This window comes from Sphingomonas aurantiaca, assembly GCF_003050705.1.
In the GTDB taxonomy this organism is placed as follows: Bacteria; Pseudomonadota; Alphaproteobacteria; order Sphingomonadales; family Sphingomonadaceae; genus Sphingomonas; species Sphingomonas aurantiaca.
In genome coordinates, this window is record NZ_QAOG01000002.1 from 350,708 (window position 1) to 374,127 (window position 23,420).

25 protein-coding genes are annotated in these 23,420 nt (G+C 67.2%); 6 read left to right on the top strand and 19 right to left on the bottom strand.

What is annotated here, in order from left to right; translation table 11 throughout:
• Window positions 1-500 precede the first annotated feature (500 nt).
• From C8J26_RS20065 to C8J26_RS07035, 4 genes are all read left to right on the top strand, one after another.
• Window positions 501-665, top strand: coding sequence for a hypothetical protein (locus tag C8J26_RS20065; RefSeq protein WP_208631340.1), 165 nt, complete (start codon window positions 501-503; stop codon window positions 663-665).
• Between the two features lie 50 nt (window positions 666-715).
• Window positions 716-964, top strand: a complete 249-nt coding sequence (locus C8J26_RS07020; protein WP_146168790.1) for a hypothetical protein — start codon at window positions 716-718, stop codon at window positions 962-964.
• Between the two features lie 47 nt (window positions 965-1,011).
• A complete protein-coding gene (locus C8J26_RS07025) occupies window positions 1,012-1,812 on the top strand; it encodes a hypothetical protein (protein ID WP_107957294.1) in 801 nt (266 codons plus the stop codon).
• Between the two features lie 493 nt (window positions 1,813-2,305).
• On the top strand, window positions 2,306-2,548 hold the full coding sequence (locus C8J26_RS07035) for a helix-turn-helix transcriptional regulator (RefSeq protein ID WP_107952245.1): 243 nt from the start codon (window positions 2,306-2,308) through the stop codon (window positions 2,546-2,548).
• Window positions 2,549-2,737: 189 nt separating this feature from the next.
• On the opposite strand, the gene C8J26_RS07040 is transcribed toward C8J26_RS07035, so the two are convergent.
• The 17 genes from C8J26_RS07040 to C8J26_RS07115 all read right to left on the bottom strand — a co-directional run bounded on the left by C8J26_RS07040 (window position 2,738) and on the right by C8J26_RS07115 (window position 18,220).
• Complete coding sequence (locus C8J26_RS07040; RefSeq protein ID WP_107957296.1) at window positions 2,738-3,337, bottom strand: SAM-dependent methyltransferase; 600 nt, start codon at window positions 3,335-3,337, stop codon at window positions 2,738-2,740.
• Window positions 3,327-4,013, bottom strand: coding sequence for a PIG-L deacetylase family protein (locus C8J26_RS07045; protein WP_244185205.1), 687 nt, complete (start codon window positions 4,011-4,013; stop codon window positions 3,327-3,329). Before C8J26_RS07045 ends, C8J26_RS07040 begins: the two co-directional genes overlap by 11 nt.
• Window positions 4,007-5,107, bottom strand: a complete 1,101-nt coding sequence (locus tag C8J26_RS07050; RefSeq protein ID WP_107957297.1) for an acyl-CoA dehydrogenase family protein — start codon at window positions 5,105-5,107, stop codon at window positions 4,007-4,009. The genes C8J26_RS07045 and C8J26_RS07050 overlap by 7 nt, the downstream gene beginning before the upstream one ends.
• The gene (locus tag C8J26_RS07055; protein WP_107957298.1) at window positions 5,104-6,138 is read right to left on the bottom strand and encodes a glycosyltransferase; all 1,035 of its coding nucleotides are present in this window, start codon (window positions 6,136-6,138) and stop codon (window positions 5,104-5,106) included. Before C8J26_RS07055 ends, C8J26_RS07050 begins: the two co-directional genes overlap by 4 nt.
• Window positions 6,135-7,112, bottom strand: a complete 978-nt coding sequence (locus C8J26_RS07060) for a glycosyltransferase (RefSeq protein ID WP_244185206.1) — start codon at window positions 7,110-7,112, stop codon at window positions 6,135-6,137. The genes C8J26_RS07055 and C8J26_RS07060 overlap by 4 nt, the downstream gene beginning before the upstream one ends.
• Window positions 7,109-8,242, bottom strand: a complete 1,134-nt coding sequence (locus C8J26_RS07065; RefSeq protein WP_107957300.1) for a glycosyltransferase — start codon at window positions 8,240-8,242, stop codon at window positions 7,109-7,111. Before C8J26_RS07065 ends, C8J26_RS07060 begins: the two co-directional genes overlap by 4 nt.
• Window positions 8,243-8,443: 201 nt before the next feature.
• Window positions 8,444-8,599 carry a hypothetical protein gene (locus C8J26_RS20405; RefSeq protein ID WP_167398791.1) on the bottom strand — a complete coding sequence of 52 codons (156 nt, stop codon included), beginning with the start codon at window positions 8,597-8,599 and terminating at the stop codon, window positions 8,444-8,446.
• Between the two features lie 157 nt (window positions 8,600-8,756).
• Window positions 8,757-9,947 (bottom strand): copper resistance protein B, encoded by a 1,191-nt coding sequence (locus C8J26_RS07070; protein WP_341871498.1) that lies wholly within the window; start codon window positions 9,945-9,947, stop codon window positions 8,757-8,759.
• On the bottom strand, window positions 9,944-11,770 hold the full coding sequence (locus C8J26_RS07075; RefSeq protein ID WP_107957301.1) for a copper resistance system multicopper oxidase: 1,827 nt from the start codon (window positions 11,768-11,770) through the stop codon (window positions 9,944-9,946). The genes C8J26_RS07070 and C8J26_RS07075 overlap by 4 nt, the downstream gene beginning before the upstream one ends.
• Before the next feature lie 71 nt (window positions 11,771-11,841).
• Entirely contained in the window at window positions 11,842-12,411 is a 570-nt protein-coding gene (locus C8J26_RS07080) for an RNA polymerase sigma factor (protein ID WP_244185207.1), read from the bottom strand.
• Window positions 12,408-12,848, bottom strand: coding sequence for a periplasmic heavy metal sensor (locus tag C8J26_RS07085; protein ID WP_425275401.1), 441 nt, complete (start codon window positions 12,846-12,848; stop codon window positions 12,408-12,410). The genes C8J26_RS07080 and C8J26_RS07085 overlap by 4 nt, the downstream gene beginning before the upstream one ends.
• Window positions 12,845-13,132, bottom strand: coding sequence for a hypothetical protein (locus C8J26_RS07090; protein ID WP_107957302.1), 288 nt, complete (start codon window positions 13,130-13,132; stop codon window positions 12,845-12,847). Before C8J26_RS07090 ends, C8J26_RS07085 begins: the two co-directional genes overlap by 4 nt.
• 81 nt (window positions 13,133-13,213) lie before the next feature.
• Entirely contained in the window at window positions 13,214-14,638 is a 1,425-nt protein-coding gene (locus tag C8J26_RS07095; protein ID WP_107957303.1) for a hypothetical protein, read from the bottom strand.
• 201 nt (window positions 14,639-14,839) lie between these two features.
• Window positions 14,840-16,234 (bottom strand): dihydrolipoyl dehydrogenase, encoded by a 1,395-nt coding sequence (lpdA, locus tag C8J26_RS07100; RefSeq protein ID WP_107957304.1) that lies wholly within the window; start codon window positions 16,232-16,234, stop codon window positions 14,840-14,842.
• Window positions 16,235-16,252: 18 nt separating this feature from the next.
• The gene (locus tag C8J26_RS07105) at window positions 16,253-16,642 is read right to left on the bottom strand and encodes an acyl-CoA thioesterase (RefSeq protein WP_107957305.1); all 390 of its coding nucleotides are present in this window, start codon (window positions 16,640-16,642) and stop codon (window positions 16,253-16,255) included.
• Window positions 16,639-16,878, bottom strand: coding sequence for a hypothetical protein (locus tag C8J26_RS07110; protein ID WP_107957306.1), 240 nt, complete (start codon window positions 16,876-16,878; stop codon window positions 16,639-16,641). The genes C8J26_RS07105 and C8J26_RS07110 overlap by 4 nt, the downstream gene beginning before the upstream one ends.
• Before the next feature lies 1 nt (window position 16,879).
• Complete coding sequence (locus C8J26_RS07115) at window positions 16,880-18,220, bottom strand: pyruvate dehydrogenase complex dihydrolipoamide acetyltransferase (protein ID WP_107957307.1); 1,341 nt, start codon at window positions 18,218-18,220, stop codon at window positions 16,880-16,882.
• A 122-nt stretch (window positions 18,221-18,342) separates the two neighbouring features.
• Here C8J26_RS07115 and C8J26_RS07120 point away from each other — a divergent pair, with 122 nt between their 5' ends.
• Entirely contained in the window at window positions 18,343-18,798 is a 456-nt protein-coding gene (locus C8J26_RS07120) for a universal stress protein (RefSeq protein WP_107957308.1), read from the top strand.
• A gap of 32 nt (window positions 18,799-18,830) precedes the next feature.
• Here the strand turns inward: C8J26_RS07120 and C8J26_RS07125 are convergent, their stop codons facing one another.
• Entirely contained in the window at window positions 18,831-19,535 is a 705-nt protein-coding gene (locus tag C8J26_RS07125) for a PAS domain-containing protein (protein WP_107957309.1), read from the bottom strand.
• Window positions 19,536-19,692: 157 nt separating this feature from the next.
• Here C8J26_RS07125 and C8J26_RS07130 point away from each other — a divergent pair, with 157 nt between their 5' ends.
• On the top strand, window positions 19,693-21,009 hold the full coding sequence (locus tag C8J26_RS07130) for a M20/M25/M40 family metallo-hydrolase (RefSeq protein ID WP_107957310.1): 1,317 nt from the start codon (window positions 19,693-19,695) through the stop codon (window positions 21,007-21,009).
• 10 nt (window positions 21,010-21,019) lie between these two features.
• Here C8J26_RS07130 and C8J26_RS07135 read toward each other — a convergent pair whose 3' ends face one another.
• The gene (locus C8J26_RS07135) at window positions 21,020-23,377 is read right to left on the bottom strand and encodes a putative bifunctional diguanylate cyclase/phosphodiesterase (RefSeq protein WP_244185208.1); all 2,358 of its coding nucleotides are present in this window, start codon (window positions 23,375-23,377) and stop codon (window positions 21,020-21,022) included.
• Between the last annotated feature and the right edge of the window lie 43 nt (window positions 23,378-23,420).

Genomic DNA, 23,420 nt, shown 5'->3' on the forward strand with positions numbered 1-23,420 from the left:
GGGTGGCGTACTCGAGGGCAGGAGTAACCCGAGCCGTGCCTAGCCGATCGACCGGTCCTGCGGAGGAAATGAACGGACGACCGGTTTAAGCAGGTTCCAGATCGGTGCTAAACGTCCGGAACTCGGTCTCGCCGGCCCCAACCGGCCGTGCCATCAAGGACCGATTGCCGACGTTCGCGGCTGGCTGATCCAGAGGAATTTACGGTAGCAGGCAGGCGTAAGCCACGAAGAACGAGATCGTCATAGTGACAAGCACGATGCCTATCCCCAGCCAACCATTGAGAGGTGGCTTCTTCGAGGTGCTGGCTTCGCGAGGTGATTTTGTCATGCGGCGACTATAGTCTCGAGCGACTTCCGGCGAAACCTAAGCCGGCGGCCAAGGCTTGGTCCATCCCGTCGGGCAAGCTAGAAGCTGCAGAAACCGCCGGAGTTCGGACGCTTGGGCGTTTCGAGTTTCCCGATTCGGCGGTTCAACCGGCTTGTTGCATCAGCAGCGTGGAATGATGCGTCATCAGCACGCCGACGCCTTCCTGATCGATAACGAGCTTTGGGGTGCGATTGCGTCGTTGCTTACGATGGTCCGGACCAAGGCAACCGAGATCGTCGAAGTCGGGGGGGAAATGGAGAAGGCCGGCCAGCGCTTGCCAAAGGTCAAGGCAGCGTGAGGGCCGCGTCGCAACAGAAGGCCGCAGATAGCTTGGTGAGGGAGGGCGAAGTGTTCACCCTCGCTAAGTCGGTTGCGCCGGCTGTGCTCGATCCCGTCGACGGCATCCGGATTGGCAATCTGATCGAGGCGTTGTTTGGATTGCTCAACCAAGCCGCAGGCGATCCGGACTCGGAAGACGGGGACCTAGACCGCTGCACGGCGGGCGAAGACGGCCCAATAGCAGACGCGCGGCTCGATAACCTTGGCAGAACGCAGCGTGACAGGCACCGGCTTTCCAAATCGTCGCTTGCGGAGTGATCTTTAGTCACTTAGGAATGAGAGCCAGTCGAAAACAAGGATGGCCGATGCCAACCAAAGAGCCGATTCTACGCGGCGACATCATGGCCAAGGCTGAAATCCCTCGGGACGTCATGACGTTCTGGGTTCGGGGCGGCGTGCTGCGCCCGATCGAGGCTCCGAAAACGGGCACCGGCTTCAAGTTGCGGTTCGAATGGTACGAGGCGAACATCGCCGCGATCATGAACCAGCTCCGCATCCTTGGCGTCAGCATCAAAGGGATGCTGTCGGTCTGCAAGGTCTATCGCGACGCTATTGCGTTCTTCGATGGTCGCGGCGCGACCCGCGACGAAGTTCACGCGATGTGGACGCTAGATATGATCGAGCGGAACGTGATCGCCCGCAGGGTGAAGCGCGCTGGGTATCGCGACATAGTTGAAGTCCCCGGCTTCGACCCGGAGAAGCACCCACGGATCGCCGAAGAAGCGGCCGATGATATCTCGATGGAAGACGAGCTTTGGGCCGAGATCGTGCCGTGGACCGCTGAAATTCACGGCGCGCAGAAGGTAACGGTGCGCGTCATGGAGTTGTGGGAAGGGATGCCGCGCGAGGAATTTCGCCGCCACCTCAACCCCTATGTGAACATCACTCAGCAGCCTGCGGCGAGCTATACGCCCGACGGCGTTGCGCCCCCGGAGGAATTGACCTTTTTCTGGCGGGTTGGGGAGACTGACGACTACCGCTTCCTATGGGGTCCTGACGCAGGCAAACTGGCGCGCACGGATGGCGCAAAGTCCATGATCGCGGTCGACGTCACCGCGGTTCTACGGTCGGCCTGGCGCACACCAGAAGGCGGAGCTTCCGCATGATCGTGGAGCCTCGCGAACCGGCCGACCTCTACGCTCCGTTGGAGACGGTGCCGAGGGTTCGCCTGATGGGCGAGGTTTTCCAGGTCTTATTGGTCCGTTGGTGGCTGTCGCTACTGGTCAAGGCGTACCGCGTGACTAGGAAGCCGCGCCTGCGACCGCCCAAGGCCAAGCGCACCCGCTAATTTCGACACGTCCGCCCTACCCAATCGCTCGGAACGCGCTTCCGAGAACGCCACCGCCTTGCCGGAACGCATCTGATGATAAACGCCAAGCCTGTAGCCGCTCCCGCAGCGGCTTCCATTGCAGACGAACTCTGCATCACCGTTCGCGCACTCAATTATAAAATTAGCGGCGAGCGTGGCGCGTCTGATGCCGACATCAGGTCCGCAGCGGTGGCCCTCGAGGGAAGGGGCGAACACTTCCTCGCCTACGTATGCAAGCTTCGCGCCGTACTCGCCCGCCTATTTGAACACGATTGCCTCAAGGAAGCCGCATGACCGCTATGACCCTCGCTACCGCCAGACAACGCGGTGCGGCCAGCTCCGGCGGTCGCTTCCTGCGCGTACCTGACGTGATGAAGACCACGGGCCTTGGTAGATCGACGATCTACCGCATGGTCGCGGCTGGTACGTTCCCTCAGCAAGTGAAGCTGACCGTGCAGGCCAGCGGCTGGTGGCAGGCCGACATCGATGATTGGATGCGTGAACGGCTAGCAGCGTGCCCCCTACGCCCCTGAGGATGGGGGCACTTGAGGGGGCACTTCGCAAATCAACCAACTATTAAAACCCAGGAAAAACAATATCATGATCGGCGAGAACCGGCAGAGGCCAGGGGCACCAACCGTTTATCGCGCGGCAGGCGCGAGCCGTAGCGTTTTGCAGCTGCGAGCCGGTCCCCTACGCCACCTGACTCAAGCTCAGCCTCGTCATTTCTGCGTCCACAAATCGAGCCGGTACGCCTCCGTCCGCTCGGCATGCTCGACCGTCACCGCATCACCCAGTGCGGCGAACATCGCCTCGACCGCCGCGTCGCCGGTTTGCGGATAGTCGGTTTCACCGGTCCAGTGGACCAGCAGGATCCGCCCGCCCGGCGCGACCCGAGTCCGCAACCACGCACCGGCGGCAGCGATATCGGCATCGCTCCAGTAATAGACGACCTCTGACATCAGGATGAGATCGAGTGGCCCGGTCGCCGGTGTCTGGCCGGGAAAGGCGAGCCGCTCGAACCGGACCTGTGGCCGGTCCTCGCACCGTGCGCGCGCATATCCGATCGCGCCCTCGGCAATGTCGATCGCCAGCAGATCCGCGCACAACGGCGCCAGCCGGTGCGTCAACACGCCATGCGCGCAGCCGATCTCGAGCGCGGCGGCGTAGCGGCGATCGTCGAGCACCGCGATGGTATGCGCGAACTTGCCCGCTTCATACGCGCTGCTGGCGAGCGACCAGGGATCGTCGTCCCCGGCAAAGATATCCTCGAAATAGCCGGCGGCCAGGCTGGTGCCGTCTCGGGTGTCGTCAGCGGGCATCGGCAATTCCGGTCAGGTGGAGAATGTCGTCGCCCGGCATCCGCCAGGCATCGCGCGCAAGGCGGAAGCCGGGGCCATAGGCGCCCCCCGTCTGACTGCGATGCGCCATCAGCGCATGGCGACGCTGGCCAACCGGCATCGGCTGCGTGCGGAACATCGTCCGGGCAGGCGGCACCGCCGGATCCGTCCAGACCCGGTAGTCGAACGGCGTAACGCTACGCCGGGCGGCGCGGATTGCGGCGATGGCGATCGTCCGGCACGCAGTATGATCGCAATGCGGCTCGTCCGCACCTGTGACCGCGATCGCATCGACGCGGCGTGCGCGGATCAGCGCCGCAAGCCGGCGCATCGTCGCGTGCCACGCCGCGCTGTCGGCCTGGTGTGGATGTGCGTCGGGCCAGTCGAGGAACAGCGGCGGAGGCGCATCACAGCCTGCCAGCCTGCGCAGTGCCAGCGCCGCCTCGCGCCGCCGCACCCGCGCCAGCCACGCGCCACCCGCATCGTGCGACCCCGCGCCATCGGTAAGATAGACGACCCCAGCAAGCCGCTGCGCCGCCGCCGCCTGCGCGACCAGCGCGCCCACGCCCAGCGTCTCGTCATCGGCATGCGGCGCCAGCACCAGCCAGCGCGCACGTGCGAACCGGCTCGTCGCGAGCGGGCGGGGGATGGCTACCACAGCCGATCCTCGCCCCAGCAATCATGATCGATCCAGTCGCGCACCGCGGTATCGCGGACCTGGTCGGGTGCGGCCTGACGCAGATACAGGCTGAGATCGCGAATGATCTTGTCGACGCGCTGCCCCTCGAACGTGCTGCGCGTGCCGATCAGCCGGGCGGCGTGTTCCATGACGTCCAGCCCTGCGCGTTCGACCACCCCGCGAGTCATGCGGGCGAAGGCGGCGGCATCGGCATCCTCGCGCGCCGCACGCACCGCCGCCTCGCGTACCCATAGCCCGGCGGTGCGTGCCGCGACGATCGCATGCCCGAATGCCGCCCGCGCGAGCGGGTCGACCTGCGCCGCGCCCGAGAGCGCGGCCCGCGTCTCGGCGAGCAACGCCTCGATCCCGCCGAGCTGGACCGCGGTGAACCGCCATGCGCCGGCAGTGAAGCGCGGCTCGCGATCATAATCGCCGGGCGCGCCGAGCAGCGCCTCGTCGTCGATCGGATAGCCGGTCAGGTCATAGGCGCCGCTCATGCTCGCGCGCATGCCGCGGACGCGCCAGCCGCTGGCGTCGGTCCGCGACAGGTCATCGGCGCCGACGATCGCCAGCCGGCGGTCGCTGCTCTCGGGCTGGACCGTGACGATCGCATAACCGATCCCGCCCGCGCCGCTGGCAAAGCTCTTCGCGCCGTCGAGTGTGCGTCCGGTCGGCGTATCGACCAGGGCAACGCCCGGTGCCGGTTCGGTCGCCCACACGCCGAACGCCGCGCCGCGATCGAGCGCGCCACGCAGCCAGTCCTTCTGCCGCGCGGTCGCATACCAGCCGAACAGCGCCATCGCGTTGACATGACCCTCGAACAGGCGGCCGACGCTCAGGTCGCCGCGACCGATCCGGCGCAGCGCGTCGAACATCGCATGGTGACGGTCAGCGGCATCGGCAAACGCCTCGCCCCCCGACTCCACCGGCGCGAACCGGTGCAGCAGCCCGGCCTCAACGAGCAGTGCCATGCTGTCGGCAGGGTGCGCGCGCTCGTTGTCATAGCGTTCGCCGAGCCGCGCAAGCGCGCCCACCAGTGGGTCTTCGAGTATCGTCGTCATTATGTCGCTCATCCGCGCTCTCCATCGGCCAGGGCCAGCACATGCGCTGCCAGGCGGGCCGCGCCGTCCGGGTCGTCGAGCGCCGCCTGCGCCGCAGAATCGCGCCGTTCTACAAGCGCGAGCAGGCTTGGCCAGTCCGCCGTCCTGGCATCCTCGCACACCAGCGCCGCGCCCGTCGCGGCCAACTGTCGAGCCTTTGATCGCTGCTCGTCGAACGGCCGATCCTCGGGAAGGCAGACGAACGGCCGGCGCGCTGCGAGCACCGCGCCGACCACGCCGTCGCCCGCGCTGCCGACGACGATGCCCGCGCATGCGATCCGCGCCGCCGCGTCGTCGACCCAACCAAGCACCTCGAGGTTGGGCGGCGCGTCCGGAAGCGGCGTGGAGTCGCCGATGATCCGCCACGTCCGGTCGGGCGTCGCGCGCGCCGCACGGGCCCAGGCCGCGCCATCGATCGCCGCGCCGCCGCGGCCGCCGACGACCAGCACCGATGCCGGATCCACCCCGGCGGCGTTGCTCCGCTGGACCAGTCCGGGGGCGTAAAAAGTCTTTCGGCGAACCCAGTCCGGCGTGGCGGGATCGTCGAGCGCTTCGGCAAACGGTGCGATCAGCGCGGTCGCCGCGCGAAACGCCTCGAGATGCGGGACGTCGTCGCGGCGACCTCCGAGCCGCACGCAGACCGTCGCGACCGATGCGAGCCGCGCCAGCATCGCGATCTCGCACGATACGTCGACGATCATCAGCGCAGGGCGGTTTTCGGCAATCCAGTGCGTAATCGCGGCGACCCTGTGCCGGATCCCCTCATGATCGAGCGGTGCGTAATGCAACGCCGCGGGCCGCTCCGTCGTGCCGTCGCGGCCATCAAAACCAGGAGCGAGCCGATCGTCGGGAAGATCGAGATAGGGATGCACGCCGGTCCGTCCGGCGATGTTCGTCCCGATCAGCGTGATGCGCCCCTCGGCATGATCCGCGATCGCCGACGCACGCGCGGCGTGTCCGGCGCCGTGGTGGTGGACGTAATAGCCGATCGGACGCCGGGTCATGACGCGGCGGGCGCTGCTACCCGCAGGCGTGATACGTCGTGCTCTGGCGGGCACGCGGGCAACGACATATCGGCAGGCATCGGCGGCAGGTCCGCTTCTCGCGCCAGCATCTCCGCCACGCCGTACGCGGTCCGTGTCGCGCGCCGCCAGAGCGCCCGCGCACGCCAATGCTCGAAAGCCGGCACGTAGGGATCGATACCGCGATCCACCGTCTCCGCAAGTTCGGCCATCGCGATCGCCATGCCGCCTGCGGCCCGACCTTCCGTCCGGGCAGAGACCCGCGTCCACACCGACGGTGGATGGACGAGCCGCCCTCCTGCCGCGACCGCGTTGATCACCATCGACCGGTCCTCGCCCGAGGCGATCGGCGGTACCCCGCCGATTGCGCGATACAAGGCGGCGTCGATCGCGATGCTGGCGCCGGTATGGTCGCCGTGACGCGGCGGCGGGTCGTGCGGCGAGGGATCGCTCGCATCCTCGATGGCGCGCACCGCGGCCCAGTAACGATCGAACCGGTCGCGCATCCGTGCGATCGCCGGATCGATCGGTTCGGCATCGTCCAGGATGATCCGTCCCCCGACGATATCGGCTCCCGCGCTGATCGCGGCGAGGTTGGCGGCGATCCACTCGGCCGGGGGACGGCAATCCGCGTCGGTCGAGATCAGCACGCCGACACCGCCGGCCGCGCTGCTGACGTGGCGATACCCCATCTCCATCGCCTGGCCGCGTGCGCCGCCAGCATGCGCGAGGGAGGGGGGGAGGGTGCAGGCGTCCACTATGATGTCCAGTCGCTCGGCGTGGCGGCATGCGTGCTGCTCCACGACCGCAACGCTGTCGTCGTCGCTATTGTTGATGCACAAGGCGACGGGGATGCGTCCCGCGATCCTCTGCGCGGCGAGTGCGTCGAGCAGGACTGGCAAGCGCTGGCTCTCGTTGCGCGCCGGCACGCAGACGCAGAAAGGTACTGGGGTCACAGCGCGTGCGCGCTGCGCGGTGCGGATCTGCTCGCGGCCAGTGCGGGCCACATCGGCGCAGCCGGCGTTACGCCAGCGTGCTGCGCGCACATCTCCTCGTACAGTGCCTCATAGCCGCCGATCATCGTCTCGGCGTCGCAGATCGCCACCGCGCGTGCGCGACTGTCCGATCGGTCGAGGTGGAGCGCGCGGCGCGCAGCGTCTGCGAGCGACTCGACGTCGTCCGGTGTCGCCAGCACGCCGCTGTCCGCATCGAGCAGGCTGGGGATCGCGCCGCGCGCGAAGGCGGCGACCGGAGTCCCGCACGCCAGCGCTTCGGCGACGACCAGCCCGTACGGCTCGTCCCAGCACGGTGTGCACAGGAACGCCCGTGCACCGCCGATCAGCAACGACAGCGCGCCATGATCGAGATGGCCGACATACCGCACCGCCTCGCCCAGATGCGGTGCGACCTGTGCGCCGTAATAGGCCGGATCTGAGATCGGACCCGCGATCCGCAGCGGAAGCCCGACGCGCTGCGCCGCCGCGATCGCGAGATGAAGCCCCTTTTCGGGGACGATGCGCCCATACCAGACCAGATACGGATCCGCGTCAGGCACGGCACGATAGGGAAACCGGTCGAGATCGATGCCGTTGCCGACGACGCGGTCGATGGGGACGATCGGCGACCACATCGCGCGGATCGCCTCCGATACCGCGACGAACCGGGTCGCCTCGGCCCGACACAGCCGGATGCCGCTCTCCAGCCAGCAAAAGGGCGGGGTGTGCAGCGTCGTGACCATCGGCATCGGCAACGTGTCCGCCATCGCGACCGGCAGGTAATGCAGCGAGTTGTTGTGAGCGATATCGAACCCACCTCGGCGCAGTTCGGACATCAGCCGCAGATAGGCATGGTGTTCGCGGAAGAACGCGATGTCGGTCGCCTCCGCCACGCCGGTCGCCATTAGCGCGGTCTCGTCGCAGATTGCGGTTAATCCGGTGGCGGGATCCGAGCGAGTCGACGCGAACAGGACGACGTCATGCCCGCGGGCGCGCAGTCTCGTGGCGAGAAGATGCGTATGCATCTCAAGCCCCCCAGCGAACGGCTCGACGATCGCGTGCTTGAGATGAGAGATAATCGCGATACGCATGATCGGGCCCGGAACATCCGTAAAATGGTTCAGGGGTCGTAACGAGCCTGCATGCGTATAGGGTCCATCTAGAGTTCGTGAATCACGCTGATGAGGATCAATAGATCGGCTATACTATAGCTTTTGCCGCGGGGTGGCGCGAATTGCGCGCGGTGTTCTGCGGACCGCAGCCCTTGTCTACGCCAGTAGCGGCACGAACGCTCAGCAATGCGGGGCGTCGGGCTGATCGGTCAGCGCCGTGCCATCAAGGCCGCCGAGCCCGTCATCGCCCTCGGCAAGTTCGATCGCATGCTGAAGATGGCAGGCCGCAAGCTCCACGCGATCGCGGTCAAGCAGCGCAAGCGCCATCTTCATCAATACAACCGCAGTGTCCGAACGAATTGGCATAACTTATGTTAAGATAACAGCTATGCTGAATCAAGCGAAAGTCGAAGGCTAAGCCAATAACTTCGCTACAAAATAATCCTCTATCCGTCGTATAATTACGCCGAATCCACACCCCCCGCCGCACATATCAGAACCAGCCCCTGATCCCCACCGCAACGGCCAGGCCGCCGGTATCGGCATCCACGGAACGCTCACGCCTTGCCCGCGAATAGCGCGCAGTGGCGGTGTTCGCATGCATGTAGGACAGCCCGACATAGGGCGCGAATTCCCGCGCAACCTCATAGCGCAGGCGCAGGCCGAGTTCGGTACTCGACAGGCCCGCACCGATCCGGCTGGCGGGCACGTCCTGCGCGGCGAGATTGAGTTCGACGCGCGGCTGGAGAACGAGGTGCTGCGTGATCCGCTGGTCGTACCAGGCCTCGGCGCGCGCGAGCACGTCGCCTCTGTTCGACAGGAAGACGCTGCCCTCGACGTCGAACCAATAGGGGGCGAGCCCCTCGACGCCGACCACCGCATAGGTCCGCTTGGCGCCCGACCCCAAGTCTTGGCGGACACCCGCCTGGAGGTTCCAATAGGGGTCTATCGCTTTGGCATACAAAGCCTGCATCTCTGCGGACTCGATGCTGCGGCCGAAATCGCCTTCGCCCTCGCTCTTGACGACGAGGCGGTGGATGTCGCCGCCGAACCAGCCTTCGCCATCCCAGCGATAGCCGTCGCGGCCGTTGCGCGCCTGGACCTCGGCAAGGTTGAACAGGATCTGGCTGAACCGCATGCCGCCATGCTCGTCGCGCATCGCCCGGTTCGCGGCGGCCATCGTCGCAGGATCGTAGAAGCGCGCCGCCGCGAGCGTCGTCGGCGGCGCAGGCGGCGGCGCGTTGCCCGCCGGCTGATCGGTTCCCACGGGCGTCGCCGCATCCGGGCCAGGCGCCTGCGAGGGAGTGCAATGGCCCATCGCCGCGTGCTCCGGCGGACAGGCGGCTGCGCTGGGCATCGTCATGCTGGGTGCCATGGCGGGCATCGCCATACCTGGCATCGCCATACCGGGCATCGCAGCGTGGGACTCCTGCATGGCCGGTTGTTCGGGCGACGACGCGCGCTTGGTCGCGGCTGCGGCCGCCGATCGGGCGCGGCTTGCCTTTCGTATGGCGTGCGACCTGGGCCGGACAGGCGTCTTCGCAGCAGGCTTCTTCGCGGCGGGCGTCGCAGGCATCGCCATGCCGGGCATGTGCATGCCGTGCATCTGCGCCGCAGCGGGATCGGCCACGAACACCGTGCCAGCGGTCATCATCGCCGTGAGCGCCCAGGCCGCGCGGATCATGCTTCGGCCCCCGTCTCGCCGGCGGGACGGACGGTGACGACCTGCATCATCCCCGCATGCATGTGGTAGAGCATGTGACAGTGGAACGCCCAGTCGCCGACCGCATCCGCGGTGAGATCGAACGTCGCGGTGCCGCCGGGTGCGACGTTGATCGTGTGCTTGCGCGGGGCGTGATCGCCATGCCCCGTCACGAGTTCGAAGAAATGGCCGTGGAGATGGATCGGGTGCGCCATCATCGTATCGTTGACCAGCGTCACGCGGACGCGCTCGCCCTGACGAAACGGGATCGGCGCCTTGACCTCGTTCAGCTTCACCCCGTCGAACGCCCACATATAGCGCTCCATGTTGCCCGTGAGGTGGATCCGCATCTGCCGAGACGGCGCGCGCAGATCGGGATTGCGATCGAGCGCGACGAGATCGCGGTAGACCAGCACCTTGTACCCCGCCTCCTGACCAATATCGGCGAGCCCTTGTGGCGGCTCCCCCGTCCGATCCATCGGCATCGGCGAGACGGTCTGCACCGTCGGGGTCCTGGGCAGCTCGGGCGCATTGGCGAAGTCGCGCATCGAATGGCTCATGGTAGCGCCGTCGTGACTCATGCCGAGCATGTCGCCGGACGCGGCGGCGGGTTTGCAATGTCCCATCGCGGCATGCTCGGGCGGGCAGGGGGCTGACGTGGCAGGCATGTCATGACCCATGCCGCTCATGTCCCCCATGCCCCCCATACCCATGTCTTTCATCGTCGCCAGCGGGCGTTTGCGCAGCGCAGGCACCGGCGCGACCATGCCCGCGGAGGGCGCAAGCGTCGCGCGGGCCATCCCCGAGCGGTCCCACGCCTCTGCGATCAGACTGTAGGCGCGCGCATCGGGTTCGACGATCACGTCATAGGTCTCGGCGACCGCGATCTGGAACTCGTCGACCGCGACCGGCCGGACATTCAGTCCGTCCGCCTGGACGATCGTCAGCTTCAGCCCGGGGATGCGGACGTTGAAGGTCGTCATCGCCGATGCGTTGACGATTCGCAGCCGGACGCGTTCGCTCGGCTGGAACAGCGCGGTCCAGTTGTCCCCAGGGCCGTGGCCGTTGACGAGATAGGTGTAGGTCGATCCGGTCACGTCGGACACGTCGGTCGGGTCCATTCGCATCCCGCCCCACATCAGCCGATCGCCGAGCGGCTGGTCCTTGCCCGACACGAGCCCGGCCAAGGTCTGTTTCTGATAGTTGAAATAGCCGCCCTGCTGCTTCAGCTTCTGGAAGATACGGTGCGGGTGCATCGGGCTATGGTCGGACAGGACGATGACATGCTCGCGGTCCGAGGCGATTGGATCGACGCCCGCGGGATCGATCACGATCGGGCCGTAATGCCCCATCTGCTCCTGCAGGCCCGAATGGCTGTGATACCAGTAGGTCCCCGCCTGGATCACCGGAAATTCATAGGTGAAGGTCGATCGTGCGGCGATACCGGGAAAGCTGATCCCCGGCACCCCATCCATCTGGAACGGCACCAGCAGGCCGTGCCAATGGATCGACGTCTCCTCGTCGAGATCGTTGGTCACCGACAGCCGTGCGGTCTGGCCCTGTCTGAGCCGGATCAGCGGCGCCGGCGTCGTGCCGTTGATACCGATCGCATGGCTGGGCTTGCCGTCGATCATCATCATCCGGTGTGCGACACGCAGCGCGATGTCGGGCCCCGACACGGTCGGCAGCGGCGCCACGATTCCCGCCGACACCGGTTGCGCCCAGGCGGGCAGCCACGGGATCGTCGCGGCGGCGCCAGTGAGGCCGACATCGCGCAGGAAATGGCGGCGGGTCATTCGGGTCATGCATATCCTCGGGATCGGAACGCGCAGGCGCGCTACCGTCCATACGCGCCACGCCGCGCGATCCCTCGGCTTCAGTCGTTATTTTCGAGCATTGCGCTCAGCGCGCGGCGGGCACGGCGAACGCGCGTCTCGATCGTCTTCACGCTGACGCCCAGCGCCTCGGCCGCCTCGGCCTGGCTGAGCGCATCGATCGTGCACAGCAGCAGCGGTTCGCGCAGCGATGCGGGCAGCCGCGCGATTGCGGCTAGCGTGTGCGTCAGCGTGTCGCGGTCGACTGCCTGAGTCTCCACGGTGGCGGCGGGATCCGCGACCTGGTCTCGCGTTTCGTTCGGCAGCACCCAGGCCAGCGCCCGGCGAACGCGGCGGCGGCGGTGCCAGTCGCGGCATTTGTTGATCGCGATCCGCGCGAGCCAGGCGCGCAGCGAGCGATCGACGTCGAACCGCGCCAGCGCCGCGTGCGCCGCCACGAACGTCTCCTGCAGCAGATCGAACGCGTCCTCAGCATCGCCGGTCTGCGCGACGATCAGCCGATAGAGCGGCTGCTTGTGCCGGCGCATCAGTGCGGCGAACGCGGCCTGTCCGCCGGAACAATGGAGCGCGACCAGATCGGCATCGGTGCGGTCGTCGAGCGATGCGCTCACGATGCCGGGGTCAGCGCCCGCACGACGAGCCGGTCGAACGCCGCGGTCTGATCGGGATGGAGCAGCCGCCGCATCGCGAAGACGTGCGCGAGCGTCGCCTTCTGCAGCGCGCCCATCGTCCGATGCGCGCGATCGACGGCGGCGGCGACGGCCGGGCCATCGTCATGCTCGCGCGCGATCGCCGCGGCGAGCGCGGCATTGTCGCTGCGCATATGCGCCTCGAGCGTCGCGCGCTCGACCGCGAACTGCGTCTCGAGCGAATCGAGCTGCGCTTCCTGCCGGGGGTCGAGCGCGATCTCCCGGTGCAGCAGCGCGTGGAGCTCGGTGCCGTGCGGGGCGCGCGGCATCATGATCCAGCAACCGAGCAGGACGCCCGCGGTCCCGGCGAGAAACGCCAGCGCAATCGTCCAGAGCGTGCGCCGCCGGGACGACATCATCGGCCGAGCAGCAACGTGGAGGGGGCAAGCGGTGTGTCGATGCCGAAGGGGCCCGCCGCCTGCGCCGCGGCGTGCGCGGGGGCGATGCTGCCTGCCAGCGTCGCGCCGCCAACGACGCCGGTCGCCAGCGCCACGCCGACCGACCATATGCCGATCGCGCGGCCTGTGGCACGGTTGCGGGCGTTCTCGGCGATCGTCGCGAAGACGTCAGCCTCCAGCGTCGCGAGATCGGGCATCGGGCGCTGCGCCAGCCGGCTCAGTTGATCGTCGACATCATTGGCCATCGCACGCCCTTCCCTGCTGCACAGCCACCATACGCACGCGACTGACCGAACCCTCATCGATTTTGTGCGCGGGGCGGGCGATCAGCCCAGCATGCCGGCATAGGTCTGCGGCGGGAGCGGCAGGAGCGCGCGCGCTGCCACGCCGCCGGCTACGACCAGCAGCAGCGCGGCGATGCCGGCGCGGGCGACACGCCGGGGCGCGGGGCGATCGGACAGCAGGACGCTGGCCACCGCGGTCGCGATCATCGGCCACAGGTGATAGCGCAGGTCCGACGCGATGCTCAGGACCGCGAAACTGGCCTCCAGCGCGAGCGCGGAGACCAGCAGTGCGCTGGCGATGTCCCGCGCCGGCCCGCGCGGCCGCGACAGGCCGGCGGCCAGCGCGGTGATCGCAACGACGATCCAGGCGATCGGCCAGCCCAGCGGGGTCTCGACGATCGCGGCGGTCAGGCTTTCCCAGGCGCGCGCGGCTGCGTTGGGGTTGGCGAGGCCGAGCGTGTTGGGCTCTGACGTGGCCGGCGGCGCGGCGTTGGGCCAGCGGAACGGGACGAGCCAGCGCTCGGTCGAATTGAGATGCGCCATGCGGTGCCCGGCATAGGCGATCGGATGATGCAGCGCCGCCGATGCGAGCGTGACGTACAGCGTCGCGGTGGGCAGTGCCCTCAGCCGCGCCATCGTCGTGCCGCAATGCGCGTCGTCGCCGAGCGGATCCCAGAAGAACGGCGTCGCGCAACGGCGTGCACGCACGGTCGCCGCCTCCGGGCCGGTCAGGCCGGTGGTGTCGCTGTCGGGTGCGCGCGCGGCGATGCCGGCGAGGTCGTAGAGCGCCTGCGTCGCCTCCACCCCGCTGCGCTGCGCGTGGAGCAGCTGATGGTTGACGACCGGTGCGACGCCCAGGACGACGACAATTCCGGCGAGCGCGCTCGCGAGCTTGGCGAGCGGATGTGTGGGGCGGGGCGCGAGGGTGACGACGAGCGGCACGACGATGAACACCGCGTTCGCGCGGACCAGCACCGCATAGCCAAGCAGCAGCGTCACCGGGATCCACATCGCACGCGGGAGGCGCCGGCCGGCGAGGCGCCACCAGCCGATGATGCCGACCGCCGCGAGCAGCGCGCCGGCGAGTTGCGCGTCCTTGAGGACCACGCCCTGCCAGCCGAGGAAGGGCGGGAGCAGGCCGATGACGAGGATCGCGGCGGCGCTCCGCTGTCGCCCGATGCGCGCGAGCGCGCCGGCGAGGAGCCCGAGGCCGAGCCAGTAGGTCGCGAGTTGCAGGACGAGCATCGGCGTCGCACCGGGTCCGAACGGTGCGAGTAGCGCCCAAACGCGCGCCATCGCCGGCGGATGCCAGTCGTCGTACACGCCCGCCAGCACCTGACGATATTGCGCGACGGTGTCGTACATCGCGGTACCCGGCCAGAAGAGCGCGAGCGAGGCGAGACACAGCGCGGCAGCGGCGATGAGGGTGGGGCGGGCCAAGGCGCGCGGTGCAGGGTCGATCGGCATTCGCAGGTCTCGCACCGGTGGCTTACAGGCTGCGAGATTCGAAACACCGGACCCCGCGTGGCGTGCGGCACCCTTTGAAGAGCGCCACGCCGCGGTCAAGCGCAATAGGGCCGAAACGGGATGGTTGGTCCGGCCCGGTCGGCCGGTTGCAGGCGACGTGACGGATGCCGACCCTCCCCCTTGCGGGGGAGGATCGTGCGATCAGTAGTGGATCGACCGGCCGTACGCGCCGAGGACGCTCTCGTGCATCATCTCGCTGAGCGTGGGATGCGCGAACACCGTCTCCATCAGCTCGGCCTCGGTCGTCTCGAGCTGGCGCGCGACGACATAGCCCTGGATCAGCTCGGTGACTTCCGCACCGACCATGTGCGCGCCGAGCAGCTCGCCGGTCTTCGCGTCGAACACCGTCTTCACGAAACCCTCGGCCTCGCCGAGCGCGATCGCCTTGCCGTTGCCGATGAACGGGAATTTGCCGACCTTCAGCTCGTAGCCGGCTTCCTTGGCCTTCGCCTCGGTCATGCCGACGCTTGCGACCTGCGGGCGCGAATAGGTGCAGCCGGGGATGTTGGCCTTGTCCATCTGGTGCGGCGACCCGCCTGCGATCTTCTCGACCGCGATGATGCCCTCATGGCTGGCCTTGTGCGCGAGCCACGGCGCGCCAGTGACGTCGCCGATCGCCCAGATGCCGTCGACGTTCGTGCGGCCATAGCCGTCGGTCTTGATGTGCCCGCGGTCGGTTTCGACGCCGAGCGCTTCCAGCCCGATATTCTCGGTGTTGGGGACGATGCCGATCGCGACGATCGCGTGGCTGAACGTCTCCTCGACGACCTTGCCGTCCTTGTGCTTGATCTTCGCGGTGACGCCGCTGCCCGATGGCGCCAGACCTTCGAGGCCCGTGCCGGTCAGGAGCGTGATACCCTGCTTCGTCAGCGCCTTGTCCATAAACGCGGAGACTTCCTCGTCCTCGACCGGCAGGATCCGCGGGAGCATCTCGACGATCGTCACGTCGGCGCCCATGTCGTTGTAGAAGCTGGCGAATTCGACGCCGATCGCGCCCGATCCGATGACCAGCAGCTTGGTCGGCATCTCGGTCGGTACCATCGCGTGACGATAGGTCCAGATGACCTTCCCGTCGGCCTTGGCGAACGGCAGGTCGCGCGCGCGCGCGCCGGTCGCGACGATGATGTTCTTGGCTTCGAGCTCGACGGTCTTGTCGCCTTGCTTGACGCTCAGCTTGCCTTTGGCGGTCACGGTGCCGACGCCTTCGACGACGGTCACCTTGTTCTTCTTCATCAGGCCCTTCACGCCCGCGTTCAGCTGGCCCGCGACCTTGCGGCTGCGGTCGACGACCTTGGCGAGATCGAAGCCGACATTGTCCGCCTTCAGGCCATAGCTCTCGGCGTTCTGCATGTAGTGATAGATTTCCGACGTGCGCAGCAGCGCCTTGGTCGGGATGCAGCCCCAGTTGAGGCAGATGCCGCCGAGCCGCTCGCGCTCGACGATCGCGACCTTCAGGCCGAGTTGCGACGCGCGGATCGCGGCGACGTACCCGCCGGGGCCGGAACCGAGGATGACGAGGTCGAAGTTATCAGCCACGTGAGAGTCCTTCAAAAATCAGTTGGTTTCGGGCGGCACGGGCCGCGGTTTGCGGTCGTCGCCGACAGCCACGAAAATGAAACGCGCCTGCGTGACCTTGCAGCTGTCGTTGCTGTGGCGCGCGCGGCGCCACGCCTCGACCTCGATCGTCATCGACGTACGGCCGACCGTGTTCAGGTCGGCGTAGACCGAGACTTCGTCACCGACGACGACGGGCATGTGGAATTTCATCGCGTCCGCCGCGATCGTGACGGCACGGCCGCCGCTGCGTCGCGAGGCGACCGAGCCGGCGGCAAGATCCATCTGCCCCATCAGCCAGCCGCCGAAAATGTCGCCATACGGGTTGGCATCGGCGGGCATCGCGGTGACGCGGATGGTCGGAGCCTTCTCAGGCGGTAGTTCGGTCATGCTTCAGTCCTGCGGGTCTGCTGGTCGAGACGACGGGCGCGGCGCAGTGGCCGGATACCCATCGCCAGCGTCGCGACCATCGCTGCCGCACCGCACGTCCAGATCACGTCCTGCCCGAGCGGGTAGGACCATGCCGCCGCCCAGGTCATCGCGACCGCCGCCACGAGCCCTGCGACGATGTGCAGGATCTCGATGGTGGTGCCCGAAAGCGACCGGAACGACGCGATCAGCCCCATCTCAGGCGAGCATGCCCAGCGGGTTCTCGACCAGATGCTTGAACGCCTTCATGAACTGCGCGCCGTCCGCACCGTCGATCGCGCGGTGATCGAAGCTGCCGGTCGCCGACATCACGGTAGCGACGGTCAGTTCGTCGCCGACGACGTACGGACGCTTCTCACCCGCGCCGACCGCGAGGATCATCGCCTGCGGCGGGTTGATGACCGCATCAAACTGCGTAATGCCGAACATGCCCATGTTGCTGATCGAGGCGGTGCCGCCCTGATATTCCTCGGGCTTCAGCTTGCCGTCGCGGGCGCGTGCGGCGAGGTCCTTCATCTGCGTCGAGATCGACGAGAGAGAGGCGGTGTCCGCCCCGACGATGATCGGCGTGATCAGACCCGACGGCGTGCTGACCGCGACCGAGATGTCGGCGCGCTGGAAGGTGATCAGCTGATCGGGCGTGAACATCACGTTGCAGGTCGGCACCTGCATCAGTGCGACGGCCTGCGCCTTGATCAGCAGATCGTTGACCGACAGCTTCACGCCGCGCGATTCGAGGCTCTTGTTCAGCTCGCCGCGCAGCTTGAGCAGCGCGTCGAGGCGGATGTTCACTGTCAGGTAGATGTGCGGAACGGTCTGCTTCGATTCGGTCAGGCGACGCGCGATCGTCTTGCGCACGTTGCTGAGCTTGGTCGCCTCATGTGGGATATCCGGCACGGTCGCAGGCTTTGCGACAGGCGCGGGGGCCGCGGCCGCGGTCGGCGCGGCGGCTTCGTCCTTGGCAGCAACCGTGGCGGCACCCGGCTTTGCGCTCTCGACGTCGGCCTTGACGATGCGACCCCGCGGCCCCGAACCCGGCACGGTGCCGAGATCGATGCCCTTGTCGGCGGCGAGACGGCGCGCGAGCGGGCTCGCCTTGACGCGGTCACCCGACGCGGCGGGGCCGGCATCTGCGGGACGGCCGTGATCCTCGGCCGACACCTCGGTGCGGGCTACGGGCTTGGCCTCGCTGCCGGTGTCGTTGGGATCCTTCGGATCGGGCTTGGCTTCCGATTCCTTGGCGGCGGGCTCGGGCGTCTCGCTCTTGGTCGGAGCGGACACCGACGACGCGTCCTCGCCCTCTTCGGCGATGATCGCGATGATGGTGCCGACCTTCACATTGTCGGTACCCTCGGCGACGAGGATCTTGACGACGGTGCCTTCATCGACGGCTTCGAATTCCATCGTCGCCTTGTCGGTCTCGATCTCGGCCATAAGGTCGCCGGATTTCACGACGTCGCCTTCCTTGATCAACCATTTGGCGAGGGTACCCTCCTCCATGGTCGGGGACAGCGCAGGCATCTTGATCTCGATCGACATGGATTTCCCCAGGGCGTGACGTAACGGCATGCCTACTCGCGCCCTCGTCCGCTCGGGTCAACCCCGCCGCACTTGCGTATCGACCCGCTGCGGCCCAATTACCGGCAATAACGGGGGCGAAAATGCGCATTTATCTGGTGGTGATCGACGACAGTCCCGAAGCGGGCATCGCGCTGCGCTTTGCCGCGCGCCGCGCCGTGAAGACCGGCGGCGGCGTCGAGATCCTCACCGTGATCCCGCCGCAGGAGTTCATCGCGTTCGGCGGCGTCCAGGCGACGATCGAGGAGGAGGCGCATCTCCATGCCCAGGGCCTGGTCGCGGCGGCGGCGGGCACATTGTTGGAAGAATCGGGGCTGCGCCCGTCGATCACGGTGCGCGAAGGCGAGGGACCCAGGATCATCCGCGAGATGATCGCAGCGAACCCGGAGATCGCGGCGCTGGTGCTTGGGGCCGCGGCAACGGGGGCGCCGGGGGAACTGATCGCGCATTTCACGGGCGCCGATGCGGGCGCGCTGCCGGTGCCGGTGATGATCATCCCGGGATCACTGACTCGCGAGGCGATCGACCGATTGAGTTAAGCCTGGCCCGCCGCACCGAATGCCACGATTGCTTAGGCGACCGGTAAGGCGAGCCGCTGCTCGAGGAGCTGTTCGACCTTTTTCATCCCGCTCTGCGTGAGTTGCAGCGCGTCGATATCGGGCAGGACCGGCTCGAACAGCGCCTTGGACTGCAGCACGCGCAGCCAGCGTGCGATCGTCGTCGGCGATAGCGCCAGATGTTCGGCGATCGTCGCGGTCGACGCGATCCGACCCTCAGCTTCGGCGACATAGGTCAGTAGCAGGATCGTCCAGGCATGATCGGCGAACAGATCCGCCCCGAGGATGGAATCGCGCGCGCGCATGACATCGAGAAATTCGCGCGCGCGGCGCCACATCCGATAGGGCGCCATCTCAAGATCGTCCGTGTCGTCTATCGTCGACAAGGTACCTACCAAATAACCGCCATCGCATCCCGCCAGTCGCGAAACCTGGACCTCCATCAGGATGACATTGCCCGTGCCACCGATATAGCGTTTGCGTATTTTCGCCGACTGCCCGTTCGACTGTAACGCGGCAACTTTCGTCAAATTGACGGCGAGATCATCGGGATGTGTGATCGACATATACGACATGCCAATCAATTGGTCGCGATCGCGCTGCAACATCGTCGCGACCGGTGCATCGATCACCTGGATAACGCCGTCTGCATTCGAGATTGAATGCCCTATCACCATCGACCGTTCCTCCAAGCCAAACATATGTTTAGCAGAGATCATGAAGAAGCTATCACACTTCGATCATGTTCCGATCAATCAGTGTTTTTGTAAGCCTCTTACAATGCCTGCGCTGTGCGGGCAGTCCGCATCGCGTGCCCAATTTCGATAGGCGCACTAAGGGCTTGAGCCACGGCGCCGATCGCGGCACGGTTCGGCGATGCCGATAATCGCCGTACCGCTGCTTCTGGCAGCCGCCGCCTCTCCCGCTCCCCAGCCAGCCCGGTTTCCCGCACCGTCGACCACCCGGTTGAAGGCCGATGTTACGACGATGGTCGGTTTCGGAACGCGACACACGGCATCGACGACGACCGATCCAAAACGTGGGATCGGCGCGGCGCGGAACTGGGCGGCGGCGCGGTTCACGCAGCTCGGCGCGTCGTGCGGCGGGTGCATCGTGGTCGACCGGATCGCGCGCAGGTTCACCGGGCCGCGTGCACCGACCGGCGTCGTGGTCGAGGATGTACTGGGGATCCAGAAAGGGCGCGATCCAACCCGCGTCGTGATCGTCGGCGCGCATATCGACAGCCGCGTGACCGACGTGATGAACGTCACCTCGGACGCACCCGGCGCCAACGACAACGCGTCGGGCGTCGCGCTGGTGCTGGAGGCCGCGCGCATCCTGTCGCAGCGTCAGTTCGATGCGACCATCGTCTACGCGGTATTCTCGGGCGAGGAGCAAGGCCTTTGGGGCGCCGAACTGCTCGCCGACACCGTCAAGGCACGGGGCTGGGACGTCTCGGCAATGCTGAACAATGACATCGTCGGCAATACCGTCGGCCAGGGCGGCGTACGCGTCGCCGACAGGGTTCGCGTATTCTCCGAAGGTATTCGCGCGTCGGAGGATCTGGTCGCGCAACAGGGCCGGCGCGCAGAAGGCGGCGAGGACGATGGCCCGAGCCGGGCGCTGGCCAAGGCGATCGACGGGGTGGCGGGCGACGTGCCGGGCGGGCTCGATGTGATGCTCGACCGCCGGCCGGACCGGTTCGGCCGTGGTGGTGACCACGAGCCGTTCCTCAAGCTTGGCTATCCGGCGGTCCGATTCTCGGTCGCGGCCGAGAATTGGGACCGCCAGCATCAGGACCTGCGGACCGAGAACGGCGTGGTCTATGGCGACACGATCGAGGGCATGGACTTCGCCTATCTCACGAAGGTGACCGCGCTCAACGTCGCGACGCTCGCCCGGATCGCGGCTGCGCCCGCCGCGCCCGAGGACGTGTCGATCGCGGGCGCATTGTCGCGCGACACGACGGTCAAGTGGCGCGCGGTCCCGAACGCGACGACGTACCGCGTGCGCTGGCGGCGCAACGACACGCAGGATTGGACCAACGCGCGCGACGTGCCGGCAACCGGGGCTAACCCGCAGATTGTACTGGCGCAGGTTCCGGTCGACGACAGCTTTGTCGGTGTCTCAGCAGTTTCGGCCGATGGCGCGGAGAGCGTGGTGAGCTTTGCAGGGCGCGAACGCCGCCGGTGATCGCGCGCGATTAGGCGGCGACCGCGTCTTTCCACTCGCGGTTGGCGAGCGCGCGGGCGTCTTCGACGGACATCGGTCGGCCGAAATAGAAACCCTGCGCATGCGTGCAGCCAAGCTCGTGAAGGACGCCGAGTTCGGCTTTGGTTTCGATTCCCTCTGCAGTCGTGTCCATCCCCAGGCTCGTCGCAAGCGCGATCCCGGCGCGGACGATCGCCACCGCTTCGCGCAGCCCGCCAGCGGCGTCGCGGACAAAGTTTCGGTCGATCTTCAGCGAGGAAAAGCGCGTGCGGCTGAGATAGCCGAGCGACGAATGACCCGAGCCGAAATCGTCGAGGCTGAGGCGCACGCCGAGTTCGGCGACCCGGTCAAGAATCTGGGTCGCGCCGAGGCCTTCGTGCATGAACACGCTTTCGGTCACCTCGAGCTCGAGCCGTTCGGGTGAGACGCCGGTGCTCGCGAGCGCCGACGCGATCGTGGTGACGAAACCGGGATTGCGCAGCTGGTCGGCGGAGACGTTGACCGCGATCCGCATGTCGGATGGCCAGCGCGCAGCCTCCTCGCACGCGGTCCGGACCACCCACGCCCCGATCGGCCCGATCAGCCGGGTCTCCTCGGCGAGCGCGATGAACTTGGCGGGTAACACGCTGCCGAATTCGCGACTGGTCCAGCGTAGCAGCGCCTCGAAGCCGCAGGGCAGCTGGCTGCCGGTCTCGACGATCGGCTGGTAGACGAGGTGCATCTCGCCATTCTCGATCGCTTCGCGCAACGCCGCCTCGAGCACCCGGCGCTCTTCCGCCTGCACGTGCAGTTCGGGCTCGTACCGGCGAAAGACGCCGCGTCCCGCATCCTTTGCGCGGTACAGCGCGAGATCGGCCGACCGGACCAGCATCTCGGCGGTGCGCCCATCGCGGGGGCCCATCGCCAACCCGATACTCGCGCCGATATGGAGCGTATGCGCGTCGATCTCATAGGGCTGCGACAGCGCGGCGATGATCCGTTCGGCAAGCCGCTCGACTGCGGCGGTATCGCCGGCGTCGCGGATCACGACCGCGAATTCGTCGCCGCCGAGCCGGCCGCAAATCTCGTTGACGCCCATCAACTGCTGGATCCGCTCCGAGACGCGCCCCAGCAGTCGATCCCCGATCGGGTGGCCAAGCGTGTCGTTGACCGCCTTGAAGCGATCGAGATCGAGCATCATGAACGCATAGCGGCCACCCCAGCGATCCGCGTCCGCCATCGCCTTGACGAGCGTCTCGTTGACCATCAGCCGGTTGGGCAGCCCGGTCAGCGTATCGAAGCGCGCCATCCGGTTGATCTTGTCCGCCAAATTGCGTTGTTGGGTTATGTCGGCGCTGACACCAAGAAAGCCGTAAAATTCGCCATGGTCGTCGAAGCGGGGCGAGGCGGCCATTTCCCACCAGCGATCCTCGCCGTCGATCCGGACGGGGAGGCGCAGTTCGCGGAAGCTCTCGCGCCTTTTCAGCCGTTCGGCGAGCGTCCGCAGCCCGGAATCGAACTCGCCGGTGTCCCAGGAGGGGCCCGCCAGCACCTGGAGCAGTGGCAGGCCATTGAGGCTGGCGGGATCGATCCCGCAGGCGGACGCGAACCGCACGCCGGCCTTGACGATGCGCCGGTTCGAGTCGGTCTCCCAGAGCCAGTGCGCCCCCGTGGCATCGAAATCGCCGAGCAGCAGGCTGACTGTCTCGTTGCGATCGTCGAGCACGAGTTCGCCCGCGCGGATCACGACGAGCGCGCGCGCGCGGTGGAGGCACGCGGCCATCAGCAAGCCGGTGAATAGGAACAGCCCGAGCGCAGCGGCCGAACTGCCCGCAAACGCCATCTGCACGACCATCGCCGCGCCGAGATAACCGAGGAACACGAGCGTCGCGAGCGCGAGCGGCGCCATCGCCAGCGCCGCGGTCGCCATCAGCACCGCGAGCGTCAGGCCCAGCCCCGCGGTCGTCCCGGTCGGCGCGTGCGTGCAGAAGAACACCGGCACCGCGGACCAAGCGAGCGCGAGGACGAAGCCGTCCCACATCGTGCGGCGCAGATCGCGCAGGCTGGCATAGCCGTCGCCGCGAGGATGCGTGGCAAGTCGGCGAAACCCCACCCACACCGCGGCGGCGACGACCAGCGGCACCCAGGCCGCAATCTGCCAGTGCGGGACGATGCCGCGGACCAGCCAGGCGATCGCGAGCGTCGCCAGGATGTTGCTGGCGAGCAGGAACAGCGCGACGCGACGCCCCGCAAACAACTGCCCGGCACGAATCCGGCTCCAGAACACCGGATCGCCGCCCTCGCGCATCCCCAACAGCGTGGCGATGTCGACGGCAATGCGGCTCGACGGAAGAGGCGGGGACGTGGTCACGCTGCTGTCATACGGATCGGCTGGTTATCAGAACGTATGTACT

Excerpts from the sequence above, each read along its gene's own strand:
- C8J26_RS20065 (WP_208631340.1), top strand. The coding sequence starts at position 501 with ATGATGCGTCATCAGCACGCCGACGCCTTCCTGATCGATAACGAGCTT.
- C8J26_RS07025 (WP_107957294.1), top strand. The coding sequence starts at position 1,012 with ATGCCAACCAAAGAGCCGATTCTACGCGGCGACATCATGGCCAAGGCT.
- C8J26_RS07035 (WP_107952245.1), top strand. The coding sequence starts at position 2,306 with ATGACCGCTATGACCCTCGCTACCGCCAGACAACGCGGTGCGGCCAGC.
- C8J26_RS07040 (WP_107957296.1), bottom strand. The coding sequence starts at position 3,337 with ATGCCCGCTGACGACACCCGAGACGGCACCAGCCTGGCCGCCGGCTAT.
- C8J26_RS07050 (WP_107957297.1), bottom strand. The coding sequence starts at position 5,107 with ATGAGCGACATAATGACGACGATACTCGAAGACCCACTGGTGGGCGCG.
- C8J26_RS07055 (WP_107957298.1), bottom strand. The coding sequence starts at position 6,138 with ATGACCCGGCGTCCGATCGGCTATTACGTCCACCACCACGGCGCCGGA.
- C8J26_RS07065 (WP_107957300.1), bottom strand. The coding sequence starts at position 8,242 with ATGCGTATCGCGATTATCTCTCATCTCAAGCACGCGATCGTCGAGCCG.
- C8J26_RS07070 (WP_341871498.1), bottom strand. The coding sequence starts at position 9,947 with ATGATCCGCGCGGCCTGGGCGCTCACGGCGATGATGACCGCTGGCACG.
- C8J26_RS07075 (WP_107957301.1), bottom strand. The coding sequence starts at position 11,770 with ATGACCCGAATGACCCGCCGCCATTTCCTGCGCGATGTCGGCCTCACT.
- C8J26_RS07085 (WP_425275401.1), bottom strand. The coding sequence starts at position 12,848 with ATGATGTCGTCCCGGCGGCGCACGCTCTGGACGATTGCGCTGGCGTTT.
- C8J26_RS07090 (WP_107957302.1), bottom strand. The coding sequence starts at position 13,132 with ATGGCCAATGATGTCGACGATCAACTGAGCCGGCTGGCGCAGCGCCCG.
- C8J26_RS07095 (WP_107957303.1), bottom strand. The coding sequence starts at position 14,638 with ATGCCGATCGACCCTGCACCGCGCGCCTTGGCCCGCCCCACCCTCATC.
- C8J26_RS07105 (WP_107957305.1), bottom strand. The coding sequence starts at position 16,642 with ATGACCGAACTACCGCCTGAGAAGGCTCCGACCATCCGCGTCACCGCG.
- C8J26_RS07110 (WP_107957306.1), bottom strand. The coding sequence starts at position 16,878 with ATGGGGCTGATCGCGTCGTTCCGGTCGCTTTCGGGCACCACCATCGAG.
- C8J26_RS07115 (WP_107957307.1), bottom strand. The coding sequence starts at position 18,220 with ATGTCGATCGAGATCAAGATGCCTGCGCTGTCCCCGACCATGGAGGAG.
- C8J26_RS07120 (WP_107957308.1), top strand. The coding sequence starts at position 18,343 with ATGCGCATTTATCTGGTGGTGATCGACGACAGTCCCGAAGCGGGCATC.
- C8J26_RS07125 (WP_107957309.1), bottom strand. The coding sequence starts at position 19,535 with ATGATCTCTGCTAAACATATGTTTGGCTTGGAGGAACGGTCGATGGTG.
- C8J26_RS07130 (WP_107957310.1), top strand. The coding sequence starts at position 19,693 with ATGCCGATAATCGCCGTACCGCTGCTTCTGGCAGCCGCCGCCTCTCCC.